Raw genomic sequence first — 15,154 nt, forward strand, 5'->3', positions numbered from 1 at the left:
TAGTTATTTTCCAATGAAATTAACTAGCAATTCGGGTAAATAATTTGTATTCTTTTACTGGGTATTCTCCTTTTGTAATAGCACTAGTGGGGATAGTTGCAATGTCAGTTTATCCAGTATTAGAGTGGGTGGCATATAGTCGTATTGGTAAAAGGGGAGGGAAATGGTGGAAATTATTTCTATTCGTGATGGGAATATTGTCTATATATCATAGTTATAGTAGTTTGGGAAACCTTTTAGTATTTTTACTTAGAATTATTATAGGAATTTGCTACATCTTTACTTTTTTCTAAAAGATATCAACCTTTCAAGTAATAGTAATTAGAAAAGGAAGAGAACTAATGAGTCAAAATAAAGAGGCAGAAAATTTAGACGATATATTTTTAATCAAAGATAAGAATAAACCCAGAACAAATAAAGAAAGAAGCAGAGAAGAAAAAGCAAGGGAAACTAAGCAAATTGTGAATAATCTTAAAAAGATGCAAGATCCTGGAAAGAGATGGAACGAAGAACAGAAGAATGAAGTTCACTATGAAAGAAATGGACTCGTTAGATTTGAAAGCCTTACTAAACAAAAGCCAAGAAAAATTAAAAGAGGAAAAAGCTATCAAGTGTTTATGGAAAATATAGATATTTATCTTGATTCTAATGAGGTTAGATTAGAAATAAAAAAACTGCTTCAAGATACTAAAGATTATTTACTTCAAGGAGTCTTTGATGTTTTTGATGCTCATTGTTATCTTAGAGGTAATATTTATTTTTTAGTTCATAAAGGGAGTCAATTAAATGATTATGAACGAAAGATTCTAAAATCATTTAAAAATAAACCATATTTAAAAAATATCATTACAATCATTAGTATTTGTGTGATATCATAGTTAATCTTTAGGTTTATTTAAATGATAAAAGTTTCATAATTAGTATGAAAAAAATAGAAGAGCATGTGCTCTTCTATTTTTTATCATACCTCAATCCCATCGCGTTGATTGAGACAATCACGGTTGAGATTGACATCAGGACTGCTGCAATGAGAGGATCAATATAAATCCCTGTAAATGGATAAAGAATACCCGCTGCAACAGGAATAGCAATGATGTTATAGCCTGCTCCAAACCAGAGGTTTTGTTTCATTTTTCTAAGCATGCGTTTGGAGATATTAATCATATCCAGGACGTCACTTGGATTGGAGTTAACTAGGACGACATCAGCGGTACTGATAGCAACCGAAGTTCCTGCTCCAATCGCAAAACCAATCGTAGCAGTTGCAAGAGCTGGGGAATCATTGACACCATCACCAATGAAAAGCACGCCGGCTTTCTTTTGGTACTCTTTCACAATTTCTGCTTTATCTTCAGGTTTTAATTCCGCTCTAAATTCGGGAATATTTAGTGCACTAGCAATTTTTTGAGCAGTTTCTTTATTATCACCCGTGAGCATAACAGGGGTAATTCCTTGAGCTAATAAACCATTAATAAAGGCTTTCGCGTCTGCTTTAGGAGAATCTCCTAAGGCAATAAATCCTAAAACATCTTGTTGTTCATTGATTAGGAAAGATACAGTTAAACCTAAATCTAAATATTGAGCAATCTTTTGTTCATCATAAGAAAGTTGATTTTCACGAAGATATTTATAGTTAACAATTTGATAAAAGTTTTGATTAACTTGTCCTTTAATCCCAACTCCTGGAATATTTTCAACCGCTTCAACTTTTAGATTTTCAAGAGGTTTAGCAGCTGAAACGATTGATTGAGCAATCGGGTGAGTGGAACTTCCTTCAAGTGCTGCCATGATTTGGAGAATGTCTGTTTCATCAGTAAAATCAATAACACTACGAACAATAAACTTACCGTCAGTTAATGTTCCCGTTTTATCCATTAAGGCATATTTAATTGTATTTATTTTTTCTAGAGAAGTTCTGTTTTGAATTAATAAACCATTTTTAGCAGAAATACTGGTTAGGCGAGAAACAACAAGTGGAACCGCAAGACCTAAAGCATGTGGACATGCAATTACAAAAACAGAAACCGCAAGAAGTAGAGCAAAACTAAAGTTAGAACTAATTGTCCAAAAAACTAATGAAAAGATACCAACAATAAGTGCAGCATAGAAAAGGTAACCAGCCACTCTATCTGCCATGTTTTCCAAATTAGATTTTTGAGTTTGGGCTTTCTTGACTAATTCGGCCACTTGATTGAGAAATGAATCTTTTCCAAGGGTTGTGACTTTCATCTCAAATGGTTGGTTTTGATTGAGGGAACCACCATAAACAAGGTCATTTATTTTTTTATTGACTGCTCTGCTTTCACCAGTAATCATTGACTCATCAACGAGCGCTTCACTTAATATAAGGCCATCCGCAGGTATTTTCTCATTTTCTTTCACTAAAAGTAAATCGCCAACTTTTAGTTCTGAAAGCTCCACATCCTTCCCACTTTTTAAGTGAGCTTTTTTGGGAACAAGGCTTGCTAAATCTTTCAACGCATCGCCAGCACCCATGATTGCTTTCATCTCAATCAGATGACCAATCAGCATAATGACAATTAATGTTGCCAGTTCAAACCAGAAGTTCATGCCCATATGTCCGTTAAAACTCATGATTGTGGCATAAACAGAATAAGCATAGGCAACGGTAATTCCCATTGTAATAAGCATCATCATGGCTGGCTTACGGCTTTTTAATTCACCTTTTGCTCCGCTAAAAAAAGGAGTCCCAGAGTAAAAGAAGATAATTGTACCAAGGATAAGTTGCAAAATTTCACTTCCGGGGAATTTAAGGATAGTAAAGCCCGCGATTGGTGAAATGAGTAGAAGCGGAATCATAAGAATGATAGCCACTTTGAGCTTTTTACTCATATCACCCATATGCATCATGTGTCCTCCATGATTCATCATATCCATATTGTCCATATCATGCATATTATCCATATTGTGCATGTTGTGCATGTTGTGCATGTTGTGCATGTTGTGCATCTCATGGTTTTCGTGCTCCATATCCATTATTTCATGATTATGATAATGCTCAGACATCATTTCATCGTGATTAGACGAATGAGTTTTATTTGACATATTTTACTCCTAAATGAATGCTTTGAAATTTCTATCTATATATAGTTTACAATTGTAAACTATATAAGTCAAGGAAAAGGTAACAGCAAAGAGATACTAAGAATTCAAGTTTTAGTATGAGTGGAGTGATAAAAGCAATTCATATTTGCTAGATTCATGCTATGCTATTTTGGCTTCCGCTGAGTCAGATGGTTCAATAACATCTTCAAGTATGTTGACTAATCCAAATTTATCTTCAAATGAAGCAAAAGTTTCGACCTTAATTTCTAAGGTATCAAGTAGTCCGAGTCTTTCAAATTCATTAAGCGCAACTAGCTTACAACTTGAAACAACTGTAACTAAAGGAGAGCTTCCCAAAACAGGTGCTGATGACGATTTAAGTTTAGTATTAGCAGAATTGGGATTAGGCTTAGTGGCAACGTTAACTATTGGAAAAGTTAAATATAAAAAAGGTTTTGAGTAACCCGAATTGCTAGTTGATTATTTAGCCATGACTTGATACCCGATAGAATATCTTAAAGTCTCTGGTTCCAGTGATTTAGCTGATTTTAACAGTAAAGAATACGCTAAAAGTATCATCTCTAATTTCAATTGAAAACCTTGAGGCGAACGACTTTTACAACGCTCAGCTCCTAGATTTGTCAAAAAAGAGAAAACTCGCTCAATCACTTTTCTACGTTTTGAAAAATTAGGGAAAAGGATTTTCTTTTGCTTCATGTTCTTCCTGGCAGGTGTAATTAGATCAATTCCTTTTAATTCCAGCCTATCATGCAGTGACTGACCTAGATATCCCATATCTCCAAGGACTGTTGGTGCCCCAAATTGACTCAACACTTCCTCGGTCATTGAACTATCAGCCATTGAAGCAAGAGTAATTGTGTAGTCTATGACATAGCCTGATTCACTGACTAAAGCATGACATTTATATCCATAGAAGTACTGTCCCTTTGTAGCATTGTAGCCAACATTTGCATAATCTCCAAGAACTTTGCTTCTGAAATTACGAATAGGCTGACACAAAGGAAGGGGGAAGCTGTCAATAATCGATACACTAATTCCTTCAACCTCTTTAAAGACGAGTGCTTGGCGAATGACTTGGATACTCGGTAAGAGGGTATTACAACGGCGGACAAAGCGAGAATATTCTAGGAAATTAGGAAATAAACTTTGAGCCAATTGGTGCTTAGCTTTAAGCGTTTCACAAAATGCAGTACGCCCCATAGGTAACAAGCGATAACTAAGCAATCTGATGTTGCGAGATGGACGTTCTTTCGGTTTTGAACCTCAAGGGGAACCCTCGTTTGATAAAGCGTCTCAATGGTTGTCAGTAAATAAACAAAAACTTTTGGAAGTGTGCTATTATAAGTCATATAAGTCGTGCGCTTTCTAATGCTTAGTGGTTTAAGATTAGGATAGCACGACTTAGTTATTTTCCAATGAAATTAACTAGCAATTCGGGTATATATATGATTTTGTCAATCGGTTTCAGAGAATTTTTTAAGGAAATTTTAAGGATTTTTTCACGCAAAAAAAGCTCCCTTACGGAAGCTTTTTTATCTATGTTAATGATGAATTAAAGACGTGCGTTCAATTCAGCTGACAAGTCTTCAAATCCTGGTTTACCAAGAAGAGCAAACATATTTTTCTTGTATGCTTCTACACCTGGTTGGTTGAATGGATTAACGGCGTTAAGGTAACCTGAAAGACCGATAGCTAATTCGAAGAAGTAGATTGTGTAACCAAGAGTGAATTCATCTTGTTGAGGAAGTGTCAAGAACATGTTAGGTACTCCACCGTCAGTGTGAGCAAGAAGTACACCATCAGTTGCTTTTTTGTTTACGAAATCAACGTCTTTACCTTGAAGGTATCCAAGACCATCAAGATCTTCTGACAATTCAGGGATAACAACGTTTTTACGTGGTTTATCAACACGAACAACTGTTTCAAAGATGTTACGGTAACCTTCTTGGATGAATTGTCCAAGTGAGTGAAGATCTGTTGAGAAGTTAGCAGATGTTGGGTAGATACCTTTTTGGTGTTTACCTTCTGATTCACCAGCTAATTGTTTCCACCATTCACCGAAGTATTGAAGTGATGGTTCGTAGTTAGCCAAGATTTCAGTGATATAACCTTTACGGTAAAGAATGTTACGAATAGCAGCGTATTGATAAGCGATGTTTTCTGAAATTTCAGCAGAAGTCAATTCTTGACGTGCAGCGTTAGCACCAGTCATAAGAGCTTCGATGTCGATACCAGCGGCAGCGATTGGAAGAAGACCTACGGCAGTCAATACTGAGAAACGTCCACCAACGTTATCTGGAACAACAAATGTTTCCCAATCGTTAGCAACAGCTTCAACTTTAACAGCACCTTTAGCTTTATCAGTTGTAGCATAGATACGTTTGTTGGCTTCTTCTTGACCGTATTTTTCAATCAAAAGTTCTTTGAATACACGGAAAGCGATAGCTGGTTCAGTTGTTGTACCAGATTTAGAGATAACGTTTACTGAAAAATCTTTATCTTTAACATATTCAACAAGGTCTGCAAGGTAAGTTGAAGAAATTGAGTTACCAGCGTAAAGGATTTGTGGACCTTTACGTTCTGCAGATGCTTGTAGGTTATAGAAGTGGTTGCTCAAGAAGTCGATAGCCGCACGAGCTCCAAGGTAAGAACCACCGATACCGATAACAACAAGAACTTCGCTGTCTGATTGGATTTTAGCAGCAGCTTTTTGGATACGCGCAAATTCTTCTTTGTCGTAGTTTTCAGGAAGGTCTAACCAACCAATGAAGTCAGAACCTGGACCTGTACCTTTGCGCAAGTATTCGTCAGCAGCGTTGACTTGTGGTTGCATGAAGTCGATTTCTTCTTGTTCGACGAATTGACCCAAAAGTTTTGAATAATCAAATTTAATATGTGTCATTACAATACTCCTCAAAAAATTAAATTTCTCTTCTATATTACTCTTTTATGCATGATTTTTCAATGATTTTTACTAAATTATCTCAATTAAATAAAGCGTTTACCAAGTTGCTGAAAACTTTCATGAAACAACCATCTTGTGATGAAAATTCCACCAATTTTTACAGTTATAGCCACGTCACAACACAGATGACACTTGATTTATCTAAATGATTAAACATGATTAAAATATTTTAATTCCTGCCCCTATTCGCCCCTTTTAGTCTCTTAAATAAAAAGCAACCCTCTGAAACGAATATGTCAAAGGGTTTTAGTTTTATATACAAAAAGAGCACACACCTACAATCGCTTAGGGCTGCTGGATTCCTCCCCTGACCCACTTCACGCGCAGATGTTGCTCCGAAGAATATTATATCATAATTTCTAGATTATGCAAACTAAAGCTGTTCTTTGGCAGCTTGCTTAGCTGCTTTTTTCTTTTCACGGTTTTTACGGAAAAAATCTTGCATGATACCTGCACATTCAGCCTCGAGAATACCCGTCTCAACCTCCACACGATGATTAAGACGAACATCTGTCAAAATGTCGTAAAGACTTCCAGCACCGCCGAATTTTTGATTGGCAGCCCCATAAATCACTTGCGGAATGCGGGCAAGCCCAATAGCTCCGCTACACATCACGCAAGGCTCAATGGTCACAAATAGGGTGCTATCTAGCAAACGCCAATTGCCTTCGTTTTCATTGGCATCATCAATCGCCATGATTTCAGCGTGTAAAATAGCCTTTTGCCGCTCTTCACGCGCATTATGCCCACGTCCAATAATCTCACCATCTTTGACAATAACACAGCCAATTGGAATTTCTTCTTTTTCTAGCGATTTTTGCGCTTCCTTAAGCGCTTCTCGCATGAAAAACTCTTTTTCTTCCTGTGTAAATTCAGCCATTAGAGCTTCCCAATTTGCCACGATTTGTGAGGCTCTGCCAAATCAACAGGAACATCTGCAGCAAAACCTTGTGCTTCTTCTTTGAGCACTTGAAGGTGGTTTTCAGCAGAGATGCCTTGTGGTGGAACTGGTGGTGTGTGTGTCAAAACAAGTGATTTCACACCTGCAGCTTTGGCAATTTGCCCTGCTTCTTTGGTTGTCAAATGCGCTGGGTGATTTTCATTTCCTGCATAAAGGTAAACATCTGCCAAGAAAAGGTCAGCACCTGCAGCAAATTTATCCAAACCTTCAAAATAGCCTGTATCACCAGTGAAAACAAGTGTTTGCCCTGTTGCACGTTCGACAATACGAAAAGCGTAGCAAGGAACAGGGTGAACAGTTTTGATAAAGGTAATGTCGAATGGACCAACCTTCTCAACGCCGTTGACATCATAAGCTTTCCCTTGAGAAACACCGTCTAAAGTCAGTTTAGCAAATTCTTGCTCATCTTCGGTATGTCCGTAGATTGGCAAAATTTTAGGCTCCCAGAGATGTTTGGGATATAGTTGGAAATAATGGCGTAGCACGCCTAAATCAGCAACATGGTCAGGATGATAATGTGAAATAATCACCGCATCCAAGTCAAGTGGACTAATTTCTTTTTCGAGTTCTGTGACAGCGCGGCTTCCGCAATCCATAAGCAATTGAAAGCCATCTTCACTTGTAACAAGATATGAAGTTGTTCCGCCGTCTTTGTAAGGGTATGCGCCCCAGCAACCAAGTGTTGTAAGTTTCATAGTAGACTCCTTCTCTAGTATTACTTACTCACATTATAACAAAAAATGAAATCTTTTTTCAAAAAGGTAAATCACTTAACACGCTACTTGAGACGGAATTAATTTATCTTTGAATTTATAGGCAATCATTGCTGCAACAACTGATTTAATCGTATCTCCTGGAATAAAAGCTAGATTTGATAAAAGCGAAGCTACTAACGGCGTATGTGTGTAAACTGACAAATAAACCGCACCAACAACATCCACAAAAATCATGCCACCAAGTAAAATGGCAATAAGATTTACCACAAAGCTTGTCTTTTTAAAAATGGCCAAAATTCCTGAAATTACCATCGGCACAAACAACCAAGCAATGACATAGCCAAGCGTTGGTCCAGCAAAAACAGTAAAAAAAGTGCTACCTGAAAATGCTGGAATGAACATCCCTAAAAGATCAAATAAAAGAATCGACAAGGTTCCCTTTTTCCAACCCAATAAAATTCCAGCCAGCATAACTCCCAAATTTTGCAACACAATCGGAACTGGAATAAAGCCCAAAGGTATAGCAGGAATGAATCCCAAAATCACTAAAATCGTTGACATCATCGCAATGTAGAGCAAATCTCTCACGTTTTTCATAAACAACTCCTTAAAATAAATGGTCTCGTGCACCTGGCACTTCGGATTAAAGGCATGGTGACAATACGGACAAGCTCCCTTTTTATACTCAGCAAAAGTTAAAAAATGACGACAGCTCCCACGAATGACGGGCGCTACATCTTCTTTTGACACTAATTTAAAAGGGTGATTTTGCAACTGATTGTGACACTGATAGCAAACAAAATATTCCTTACATTTATTACATTTTAGGGCAACGACATCACACTTTGTATGATAATGCAGGCATCTTCCCTCACTATCAAGTCCAATTCCATAAATCATAATCATCACCAACCTTTTAACAAAGTTTACTACTTCATTTATTTTTAGTCAACTTATTTTTTCGATTAGGTTAACACTTTTTAAAAACTAATATCACTAAAACTAAAAAAGCCTAGAACAAAAGCCGTACTAGACTCTGTAGTTATTAGAAATTACGGGCGCTACGGTTGTAGCCATAACGTTCAAAGAAATCTTCACGGAATTCCAAAAGATTATCATCCATGATAGCTTGACGAACTTTTTTCATCAAGTTTACAAGGAAGTAAAGGTTATGGTAACTTGTCAAACGAAGACCAAAGGTTTCATCAGCTTTAAGAAGATGACGGATATAAGCACGTGTGTAGTTGCGACATGTGTAGCAATCACAATCATGATCAAGTGGTGTAAAGTCTTCTGCGTAAGCAGCATTTTTAACAACCAAACGCCCTTCACTTGTCATACATGTTCCGTTACGAGCGATACGTGTTGGAAGCACACAGTCAAACATGTCGACACCGCGGATAACACCATCAATCAAGCTGTCTGGTGCTCCAACGCCCATAAGGTAACGTGGTTTATTTTCTGGCAACATTGGCACTGTGAAATCAAGCACGGCATTCATTTCTTTGTGTGATTCACCAACAGCAAGTCCACCAATTGAGTAACCTGGGAAATCCATACTTACCAAATCATTAGCTGATTGACGACGAAGGTCTTTGAAACCAGCACCTTGAACGATACCAAAAAGTCCTTGGTCGTGCGGACGACGGTGAGCTTTCAAACCACGTTCAGCCCAGCGGCTTGTACGTTCAATTGATTTTTTAACGTAATCGTATGGTTGATAGAATTGTGGGCATTCGTCAAAACTCATCATGATATCTGAACCCAAGTTATTTTGGATTGAGATAGCTTTTTCTGGTGACAAGAACATTTTTTGACCATTGAGGTGGTTTTTAAAGGTAACCCCTTCTTCGGTAATATTACGTGTCTCAGCCAGTGAATACACTTGGAAACCACCGCTATCTGTCAAAATAGCTTGGTCCCAATTCATGAATTTGTGAAGACCACCAGCACGAGCGATTAATTCATCACCAGGTCGCAACCATAAGTGGTAAGTGTTTGACAAAATGATACCTGAACCCATTTCTTTGAGTTCTTCTGGTGATTGTGTCTTAACTGTGGCTTGTGTTCCAACAGGCATGAACATTGGTGTTGGAAATGTGCCGTGTGGTGTGATAATTTCACCCAGACGAGCACCTGTGTGTTTTTCTTTTTTAATTAAACGATATTTAATCGGATAATCTGTCATCTTTTTTCTCCTTGCTATCACAAAAAACAGTTGTGGGCATTTTTTATTATCGTCATGATTAAACAGTAATCAGACTGAGAAAATCTGAAAAAACTTCCAGATTTTTACAATGCATTGCTTAAATAGCGCAACCTTTACGATTTTACCAAAAATCACATTTTTTGTCATGTTTACCTCTTATCGTGTGACTTCTCTAATACAATGTGATATAATGAAAGCCTGGAAGTAATACATTTTACGGAATTTTTTAAGGAGGTTCATATTATGAAAGCTTCAGAAACTCGTCAAAAAGCTAGAGAATTTTTGAAAACTCTCTCTGGTAAGTACCAATTGTTTCTTGTTTCTATCATTTTAGCTATTTTAACAATTTCAATTAGCTATACAGAAACATATCATATTAATGGTACTACAGTTAATGCTACTGCATCTGTTCCAGGTATTGTTTCAATTCTGTCTGCATTATTCCTTGCTTCAGCAAGTTACGCCGTGCTTGATGTTATTCGCCACAAACGTGACTATGTTGAAGTGGGAGACAACATGCGTGTTTTCTCAAATGAAATATTTGGAAAATATGTAGTGACTGCTATTGTCAAATGGGTGTTCCTATTCCTATGGTCTTTAATCGGTATTGTGGGTTCTATCATCTTTGTTGCAGGAGTTACAGCAACTACTTCAAATAATTCTAATGGTGGCATCTTTGTCACTATCATTGGATTTGTTCTTATGGTTGCAGGTTTTGCTCTTTCAATCATCAAACAATACTCATATAGCATGACAACATACGTCCTTTATGACGCTATTCAAAATGGCACTTATGAAGGTCCACGTAGTGTTATCAACAAGAGTACAGAATTAATGACTGGCAACAAATGGCGCTACTTCTGCTTACAATTTAGCTTCATCGGTTGGTATATCTTGACTGGCCTAACATTTGGCTTGCTTCATTTCTATACACTTCCATACACTACAACTGCTACACTTTTCTTCTATGAAGATTTGCTAGATAAAGCAGAATAATAAATCATTAACAAGCAAAAAATCTCCAGTAATACTGGGGATTTTTTATGATTAAAAAGAGAGCCTGGAAATTTTCCCAAACTCTTTATTTATTATCTTCTCGGTAAGCCATGAAAGGTTCGCCGGCTGCTTTGAGCTTTTCTTGGCATTTTGGACAAATACCGTAGGCTGTCAATTGAACCTTAGTAATCATGTAGCCAGTTTGTTCATAAGCTTCTTTTCCAATATCAATAGCATCAACATCCATAAAGTCTGCAATATCGCCACAATATTTACAAACGATATTAATGTGCTGGTGACCCATGAAGTCATAGTAGGTTATTGGGTCGTTAGTCACTTTTAATTCAGCAACAAAACCTTCTTTAACCAAGACTTTCATGTTATTGTAAACAGTCGCCAAACTCATATTTGGATGTTCTGGCAAAAGGTCTTTATAAATTTTCTCAGCACTTGGGTGCTCATAGCTATTTATGATATAAGCGATAATGGCTTTACGAGTCTCCGTGATACGAATGTGCTTTCTTTTGAGATGCTCAATGACATTTTCATAGGCATCCAAAGGACGGTGATGGGTATGAATGTCCATTATGGCTCTCCTGTTCTATTTATTAAGGTCATTATAACATAGTTTATCTGTCAGTGATCCTGACATGCTCATTCATTTTTTATAAAAATCTGACGATTTCAAGTTTTCGAGGTAAAAGTTAACTATTTTTCCCAAAAAGACTACTAATCTAGCATTTTTAGCCAATAAAGAATGAGAAAATTCATTTCGAAAGAACCTCCTCATTTTCACTGTTATTTTCAAAAAACTTTTTCAAGCCTTGGTATTCAATCTTAATACACTTGTTCATAACGATTTTATCACGTCCAGTAGCTTGTAGAATCTCTGCAGCTTCTTGGCTTTCTAGACCTAGCTGAGCCCAAAAAATATCAGCATCCGTTTCGATAAAATCTTTGGCAACTTCTGGGAGAAACTCACTTCGTCTGAAAACATCAACGATATCAACGTGAACGGGAATGTCTTGGAGTCTAGCATAGGCTGTCTCACCAAGTACCTTCTCACCCGCTAAACGTGGGTTAACTGGGATAATCGTATAACCTGCTTCTTGCATCACCTTAGAAACACCGTAAGCTGGACTATTTTCACGCTCGGAAAGTCCCACAACAGCAATGGTTTTAGCATTTTTAAGATAAGATGCAATCACATCTTGGCTAGGATTTTGAAACGATGTCATTTAGCTGCCTCCTTTTATTGCATCTTTCTTAAGTATAGCAAATCATTGATTTTCTGCCTAGCAAAAAGGAAATGACTGTATCAGTCACTTCCTTTTCATTTTTTTATTTTGCTTCGTACCATGTTTGGCCTGCACTTTCATCTGCCACTAGTGGGACTGAAAGTTCGATGGCTGATTCCATGGTTTCTTTAACTAATTTTTCGATAGCTTCTAGCTCGTCTTTTGGCACTTCAAGGATGATTTCATCGTGTACTTGTAGAAGCATTTTTGTCTTGAATTTACCTTCAACTAAAGCTTTATCAAGGTTAATCATAGCAATTTTGAGAATATCGGCTGCGCTACCTTGAATTGGCGAATTAATGGCTGTACGCTCAGCAAATTGACGCACGTTGAAATTACGAGCATTGATATCTGGCAATTCACGACGACGGTGGAAGAGCGTTTCAACATAACCTTTAGCTTTAGAATCACGCACCACGCGCTCCATGTAGTCTTTAATACCTGGATAGCGTTCGAAGTAAGTCTCGATGTATTGTTTAGCAACTTTACGTGGAATACCCAAGTTATTAGCAAGACCATAGTCTGAAATACCGTAAACAATACCGAAGTTTACTGCTTTTGCGTTACGACGGTCATTTGGTGTGACGTCTTCTGGTTTTTCAATGCCGAAGACACGCATGGCTGTTGACGTGTGGATATCTGCTCCCTCACGGAAAGCTGCAATCAAATGTTCATCATTTGAAATGTGAGCAAGCACGCGTAACTCGATTTGTGAGTAGTCAGAACTTAGAAGGACTTCGTCTGCTGTTTCTGGGACAAATGCCTTACGAATCAAGCGACCTTGTTCCAAACGCACTGGAATGTTTTGCAAGTTAGGGTCAACACTAGACAAGCGACCTGTTTGTGTCAAATCTTGCAAATAACGCGTATGAATTTTGCCATCTTTCAAGATAAAATCTTGCAAACCAACGATGTAAGTTGATTGAAGTTTGGCGATTTGGCGGTATTCTAAAATCTTAGATACGATTGGTGAGATTGGTGCCAAGCGTTCCAAGACATCTACCGCTGTGGAATAGCCTGTCTTAGTCTTCTTAGTGTAGCTTGTTGGCAATTGCATCTTGTCAAAAAGCAATTCTCCCAATTGTTTTGGTGAATTAATGTTAAATTCCATACCAGCTAAATCATAGATTTCTTGTGTCAACTCATCAATAACAGCTTGGTTGGCTTTTTCCATGTCTTGCAGCGTTTCTTTCTTAACCGAAATACCAGCGATTTCCATCTTAGCAAGAACGTTTGCAAGAGGTTGTTCCATATCAAAGAGAAGGCTTGCTTGTTGATGCTCTGTCAGCTTGTCTAGCATGGCTTTTTCAGAGTGGTTCAAAACAACAATCTTACGAGCCAAGTGGCTAAGAAGAACAGCCTTATCTGGCACGGCGCGTTTAGCCCCTTTACCATAAACAGCTTCATCGCTATCAAGAACATACTCTGTGTAAAGACGAGCAATCGTTGATAATTCATTGTCATCCACGGTTGACAAGAGGTATTTTGCCAAGCGGCTGTCAAATGCTGGCGCAGGCAAATCAATTCCTAAATGGCTAAGAAGCACTTTGCTACGTTTGAAATCATAAGTCTTGATTGGTTTAGCTAGCGCTGCTTTGAACAAATCGTCCTTAAGCAACTCAAGATTTGTTGATGCATAAATCGCCTTGTCATTTCCCCAAGCAAAACCAATGATATTTTCAATATGATAATTATCACCTAAGATTTCAAAATAGAAAAATTGATCATCTGTGAACATGTCTGCACTCAAGCTATCCACTTCAGTGTAGGAAACATCGAATTTTTCTTGTTTCTTAGTAGCACCAAGATTGTCTTTAAACTGTTTGAAGCCCATTTCATCATAAAATGGCACAAGTTTTTTTAAGTCTGGTCCGCTGTAATTAATATCATCTAAACCAATCGCAATCGGCGCTGTGATGTTAATTGTCGCCAAGGTCTTAGATAAGAAAGCTTGCTCTTTATCATTAATCAAGTTTTCTTTCATCTTAGATTTCTTCATGCCGTCGATGTTTTCGTAAACACCTTCAAGGCTGCCGTATTCTAAGAGAAGTTTTAGACCTGTTTTTTCACCAACTTTGGTAACACCAGGAATATTATCGGATTTATCACCCATAAGGGCTTTAAGGTCGATGAATTGTTTTGGCGTAATCCCCATTTTTTCCATAAGGTAAGTTGGGGTGAATTCTTCAAACTCAGCCACACCTTTTTTAGAAATTTCAACAGTTGTGTTGTTATCCGCTAATTGGATAAGGTCTTTATCCCCACTGACAATGGTTACGTCGTACTCATCTTCATTTTCAGCCAATTTATCCAATGTTCCGATGATGTCATCAGCTTCATAGTTTTCCAATTCATACCAATTGATACCAAGCGCTGTTAACATTTCACGAATGTATGGCAATTGTTCACGGAATTCATCTGGTGTTTTAGCACGACCAGCTTTGTAATCTTTGTACATTTCTGTACGGAAAGTCGTTTTTCCCGCATCAAAAGCTACCAAGACGTGCGTTGGCTGAATTCTTTCTAATAAATGATTGAGCATGAGGTGAAAACCATAGATGGCATTGGTGTGCAGACCAGCACGGTTTTTAAAGCGATCAATCTGATTGTAAAGTGCAAAAAAGGCACGATAAGCAACGGATGACCCGTCAATTAATAATAATTTCTTCTTGTTTTCCATGGCTTTATTATACCACATCTTGAGCCTCCATTTGGCTCTTAAAGATGTTTCAAAAAGAAGAAAAAATTTCTCCTTAAGCTTACTTTAAGCCACTCCTCTTATACTATAATCATTCCTAAAACTTTCACAACTAGCTTTGCTAGTTTGACGTTCATCTAGAACTCCCAATTTAGATGAATGTATCTTTTTCATAATCTCCTTAAAGTCTAGCTACTCCAGCTAGGCTTTTTGTTTTAAAAAAG

The 15,154-nt window shown here is 37.5% G+C and carries 12 protein-coding genes, 1 other RNA gene and 1 pseudogene; 3 read left to right on the forward strand and 11 right to left on the reverse strand.

Annotated features, from left to right (window positions below; translation table 11 throughout):
• Positions 1–341: 341 nt before the first annotated feature.
• Positions 342–878, forward strand: coding sequence for a hypothetical protein (locus DQN23_RS08260; protein ID WP_061408720.1), 537 nt, complete (start codon positions 342–344; stop codon positions 876–878).
• 73 nt (positions 879–951) lie between these two features.
• On the opposite strand, the gene DQN23_RS08265 is transcribed toward DQN23_RS08260, so the two are convergent.
• A complete protein-coding gene (locus DQN23_RS08265) occupies positions 952–3,066 on the reverse strand; it encodes a heavy metal translocating P-type ATPase (protein WP_111713023.1) in 2,115 nt (704 codons plus the stop codon).
• A gap of 145 nt (positions 3,067–3,211) precedes the next feature.
• On the opposite strand from DQN23_RS08265, the gene DQN23_RS08270 reads away from it, so the two are divergent.
• Positions 3,212–3,529: an LPXTG cell wall anchor domain-containing protein gene (locus DQN23_RS08270; RefSeq protein ID WP_233422880.1), complete on the forward strand. Its 318-nt coding sequence runs from the start codon at positions 3,212–3,214 to the stop codon at positions 3,527–3,529.
• 17 nt (positions 3,530–3,546) lie between these two features.
• On the opposite strand, the pseudogene DQN23_RS08275 reads toward DQN23_RS08270, so the two are convergent.
• The 7 genes and pseudogenes from DQN23_RS08275 to tgt all read right to left on the reverse strand — a co-directional run bounded on the left by DQN23_RS08275 (position 3,547) and on the right by tgt (position 9,917).
• Positions 3,547–4,436 (reverse strand): annotated as a pseudogene (locus DQN23_RS08275) (IS982 family transposase).
• A gap of 203 nt (positions 4,437–4,639) precedes the next feature.
• Positions 4,640–5,989, reverse strand: coding sequence for a glucose-6-phosphate isomerase (locus tag DQN23_RS08280; protein ID WP_020917549.1), 1,350 nt, complete (start codon positions 5,987–5,989; stop codon positions 4,640–4,642).
• A gap of 319 nt (positions 5,990–6,308) precedes the next feature.
• Positions 6,309–6,394, reverse strand: an RNA gene (gene ffs, locus DQN23_RS08290) — signal recognition particle sRNA small type.
• Positions 6,395–6,425: 31 nt separating this feature from the next.
• Entirely contained in the window at positions 6,426–6,932 is a 507-nt protein-coding gene (gene tadA, locus DQN23_RS08295) for a tRNA adenosine(34) deaminase TadA (RefSeq protein ID WP_061408726.1), read from the reverse strand.
• A complete protein-coding gene (locus DQN23_RS08300; RefSeq protein WP_020917552.1) occupies positions 6,932–7,708 on the reverse strand; it encodes an MBL fold metallo-hydrolase in 777 nt (258 codons plus the stop codon). The genes tadA and DQN23_RS08300 overlap by 1 nt, the downstream gene beginning before the upstream one ends.
• Positions 7,709–7,783: 75 nt before the next feature.
• Complete coding sequence (locus DQN23_RS08305) at positions 7,784–8,326, reverse strand: biotin transporter BioY (RefSeq protein WP_043895136.1); 543 nt, start codon at positions 8,324–8,326, stop codon at positions 7,784–7,786.
• Between the two features lie 448 nt (positions 8,327–8,774).
• Positions 8,775–9,917 (reverse strand): tRNA guanosine(34) transglycosylase Tgt, encoded by a 1,143-nt coding sequence (gene tgt / locus DQN23_RS08315; protein ID WP_020917554.1) that lies wholly within the window; start codon positions 9,915–9,917, stop codon positions 8,775–8,777.
• Between the two features lie 264 nt (positions 9,918–10,181).
• On the opposite strand from tgt, the gene DQN23_RS08320 reads away from it, so the two are divergent.
• Positions 10,182–10,934, forward strand: coding sequence for a DUF975 family protein (locus DQN23_RS08320; RefSeq protein WP_058814302.1), 753 nt, complete (start codon positions 10,182–10,184; stop codon positions 10,932–10,934).
• Between the two features lie 85 nt (positions 10,935–11,019).
• On the opposite strand, the gene perR is transcribed toward DQN23_RS08320, so the two are convergent.
• From perR to polA, 3 genes are all read right to left on the reverse strand, one after another.
• Positions 11,020–11,520 carry a peroxide-responsive transcriptional repressor PerR gene (gene perR / locus DQN23_RS08325; protein ID WP_020917556.1) on the reverse strand — a complete coding sequence of 167 codons (501 nt, stop codon included), beginning with the start codon at positions 11,518–11,520 and terminating at the stop codon, positions 11,020–11,022.
• Between the two features lie 181 nt (positions 11,521–11,701).
• Entirely contained in the window at positions 11,702–12,172 is a 471-nt protein-coding gene (locus tag DQN23_RS08330) for a CoA-binding protein (RefSeq protein ID WP_111713024.1), read from the reverse strand.
• Between the two features lie 103 nt (positions 12,173–12,275).
• A complete protein-coding gene (gene polA, locus DQN23_RS08335; protein ID WP_111713095.1) occupies positions 12,276–14,912 on the reverse strand; it encodes a DNA polymerase I in 2,637 nt (878 codons plus the stop codon).
• Positions 14,913–15,154: the final 242 nt, after the last annotated feature.

This window comes from Streptococcus lutetiensis, assembly GCF_900475675.1.
In the GTDB taxonomy this organism is placed as follows: Bacteria; Bacillota; Bacilli; order Lactobacillales; family Streptococcaceae; genus Streptococcus; species Streptococcus lutetiensis.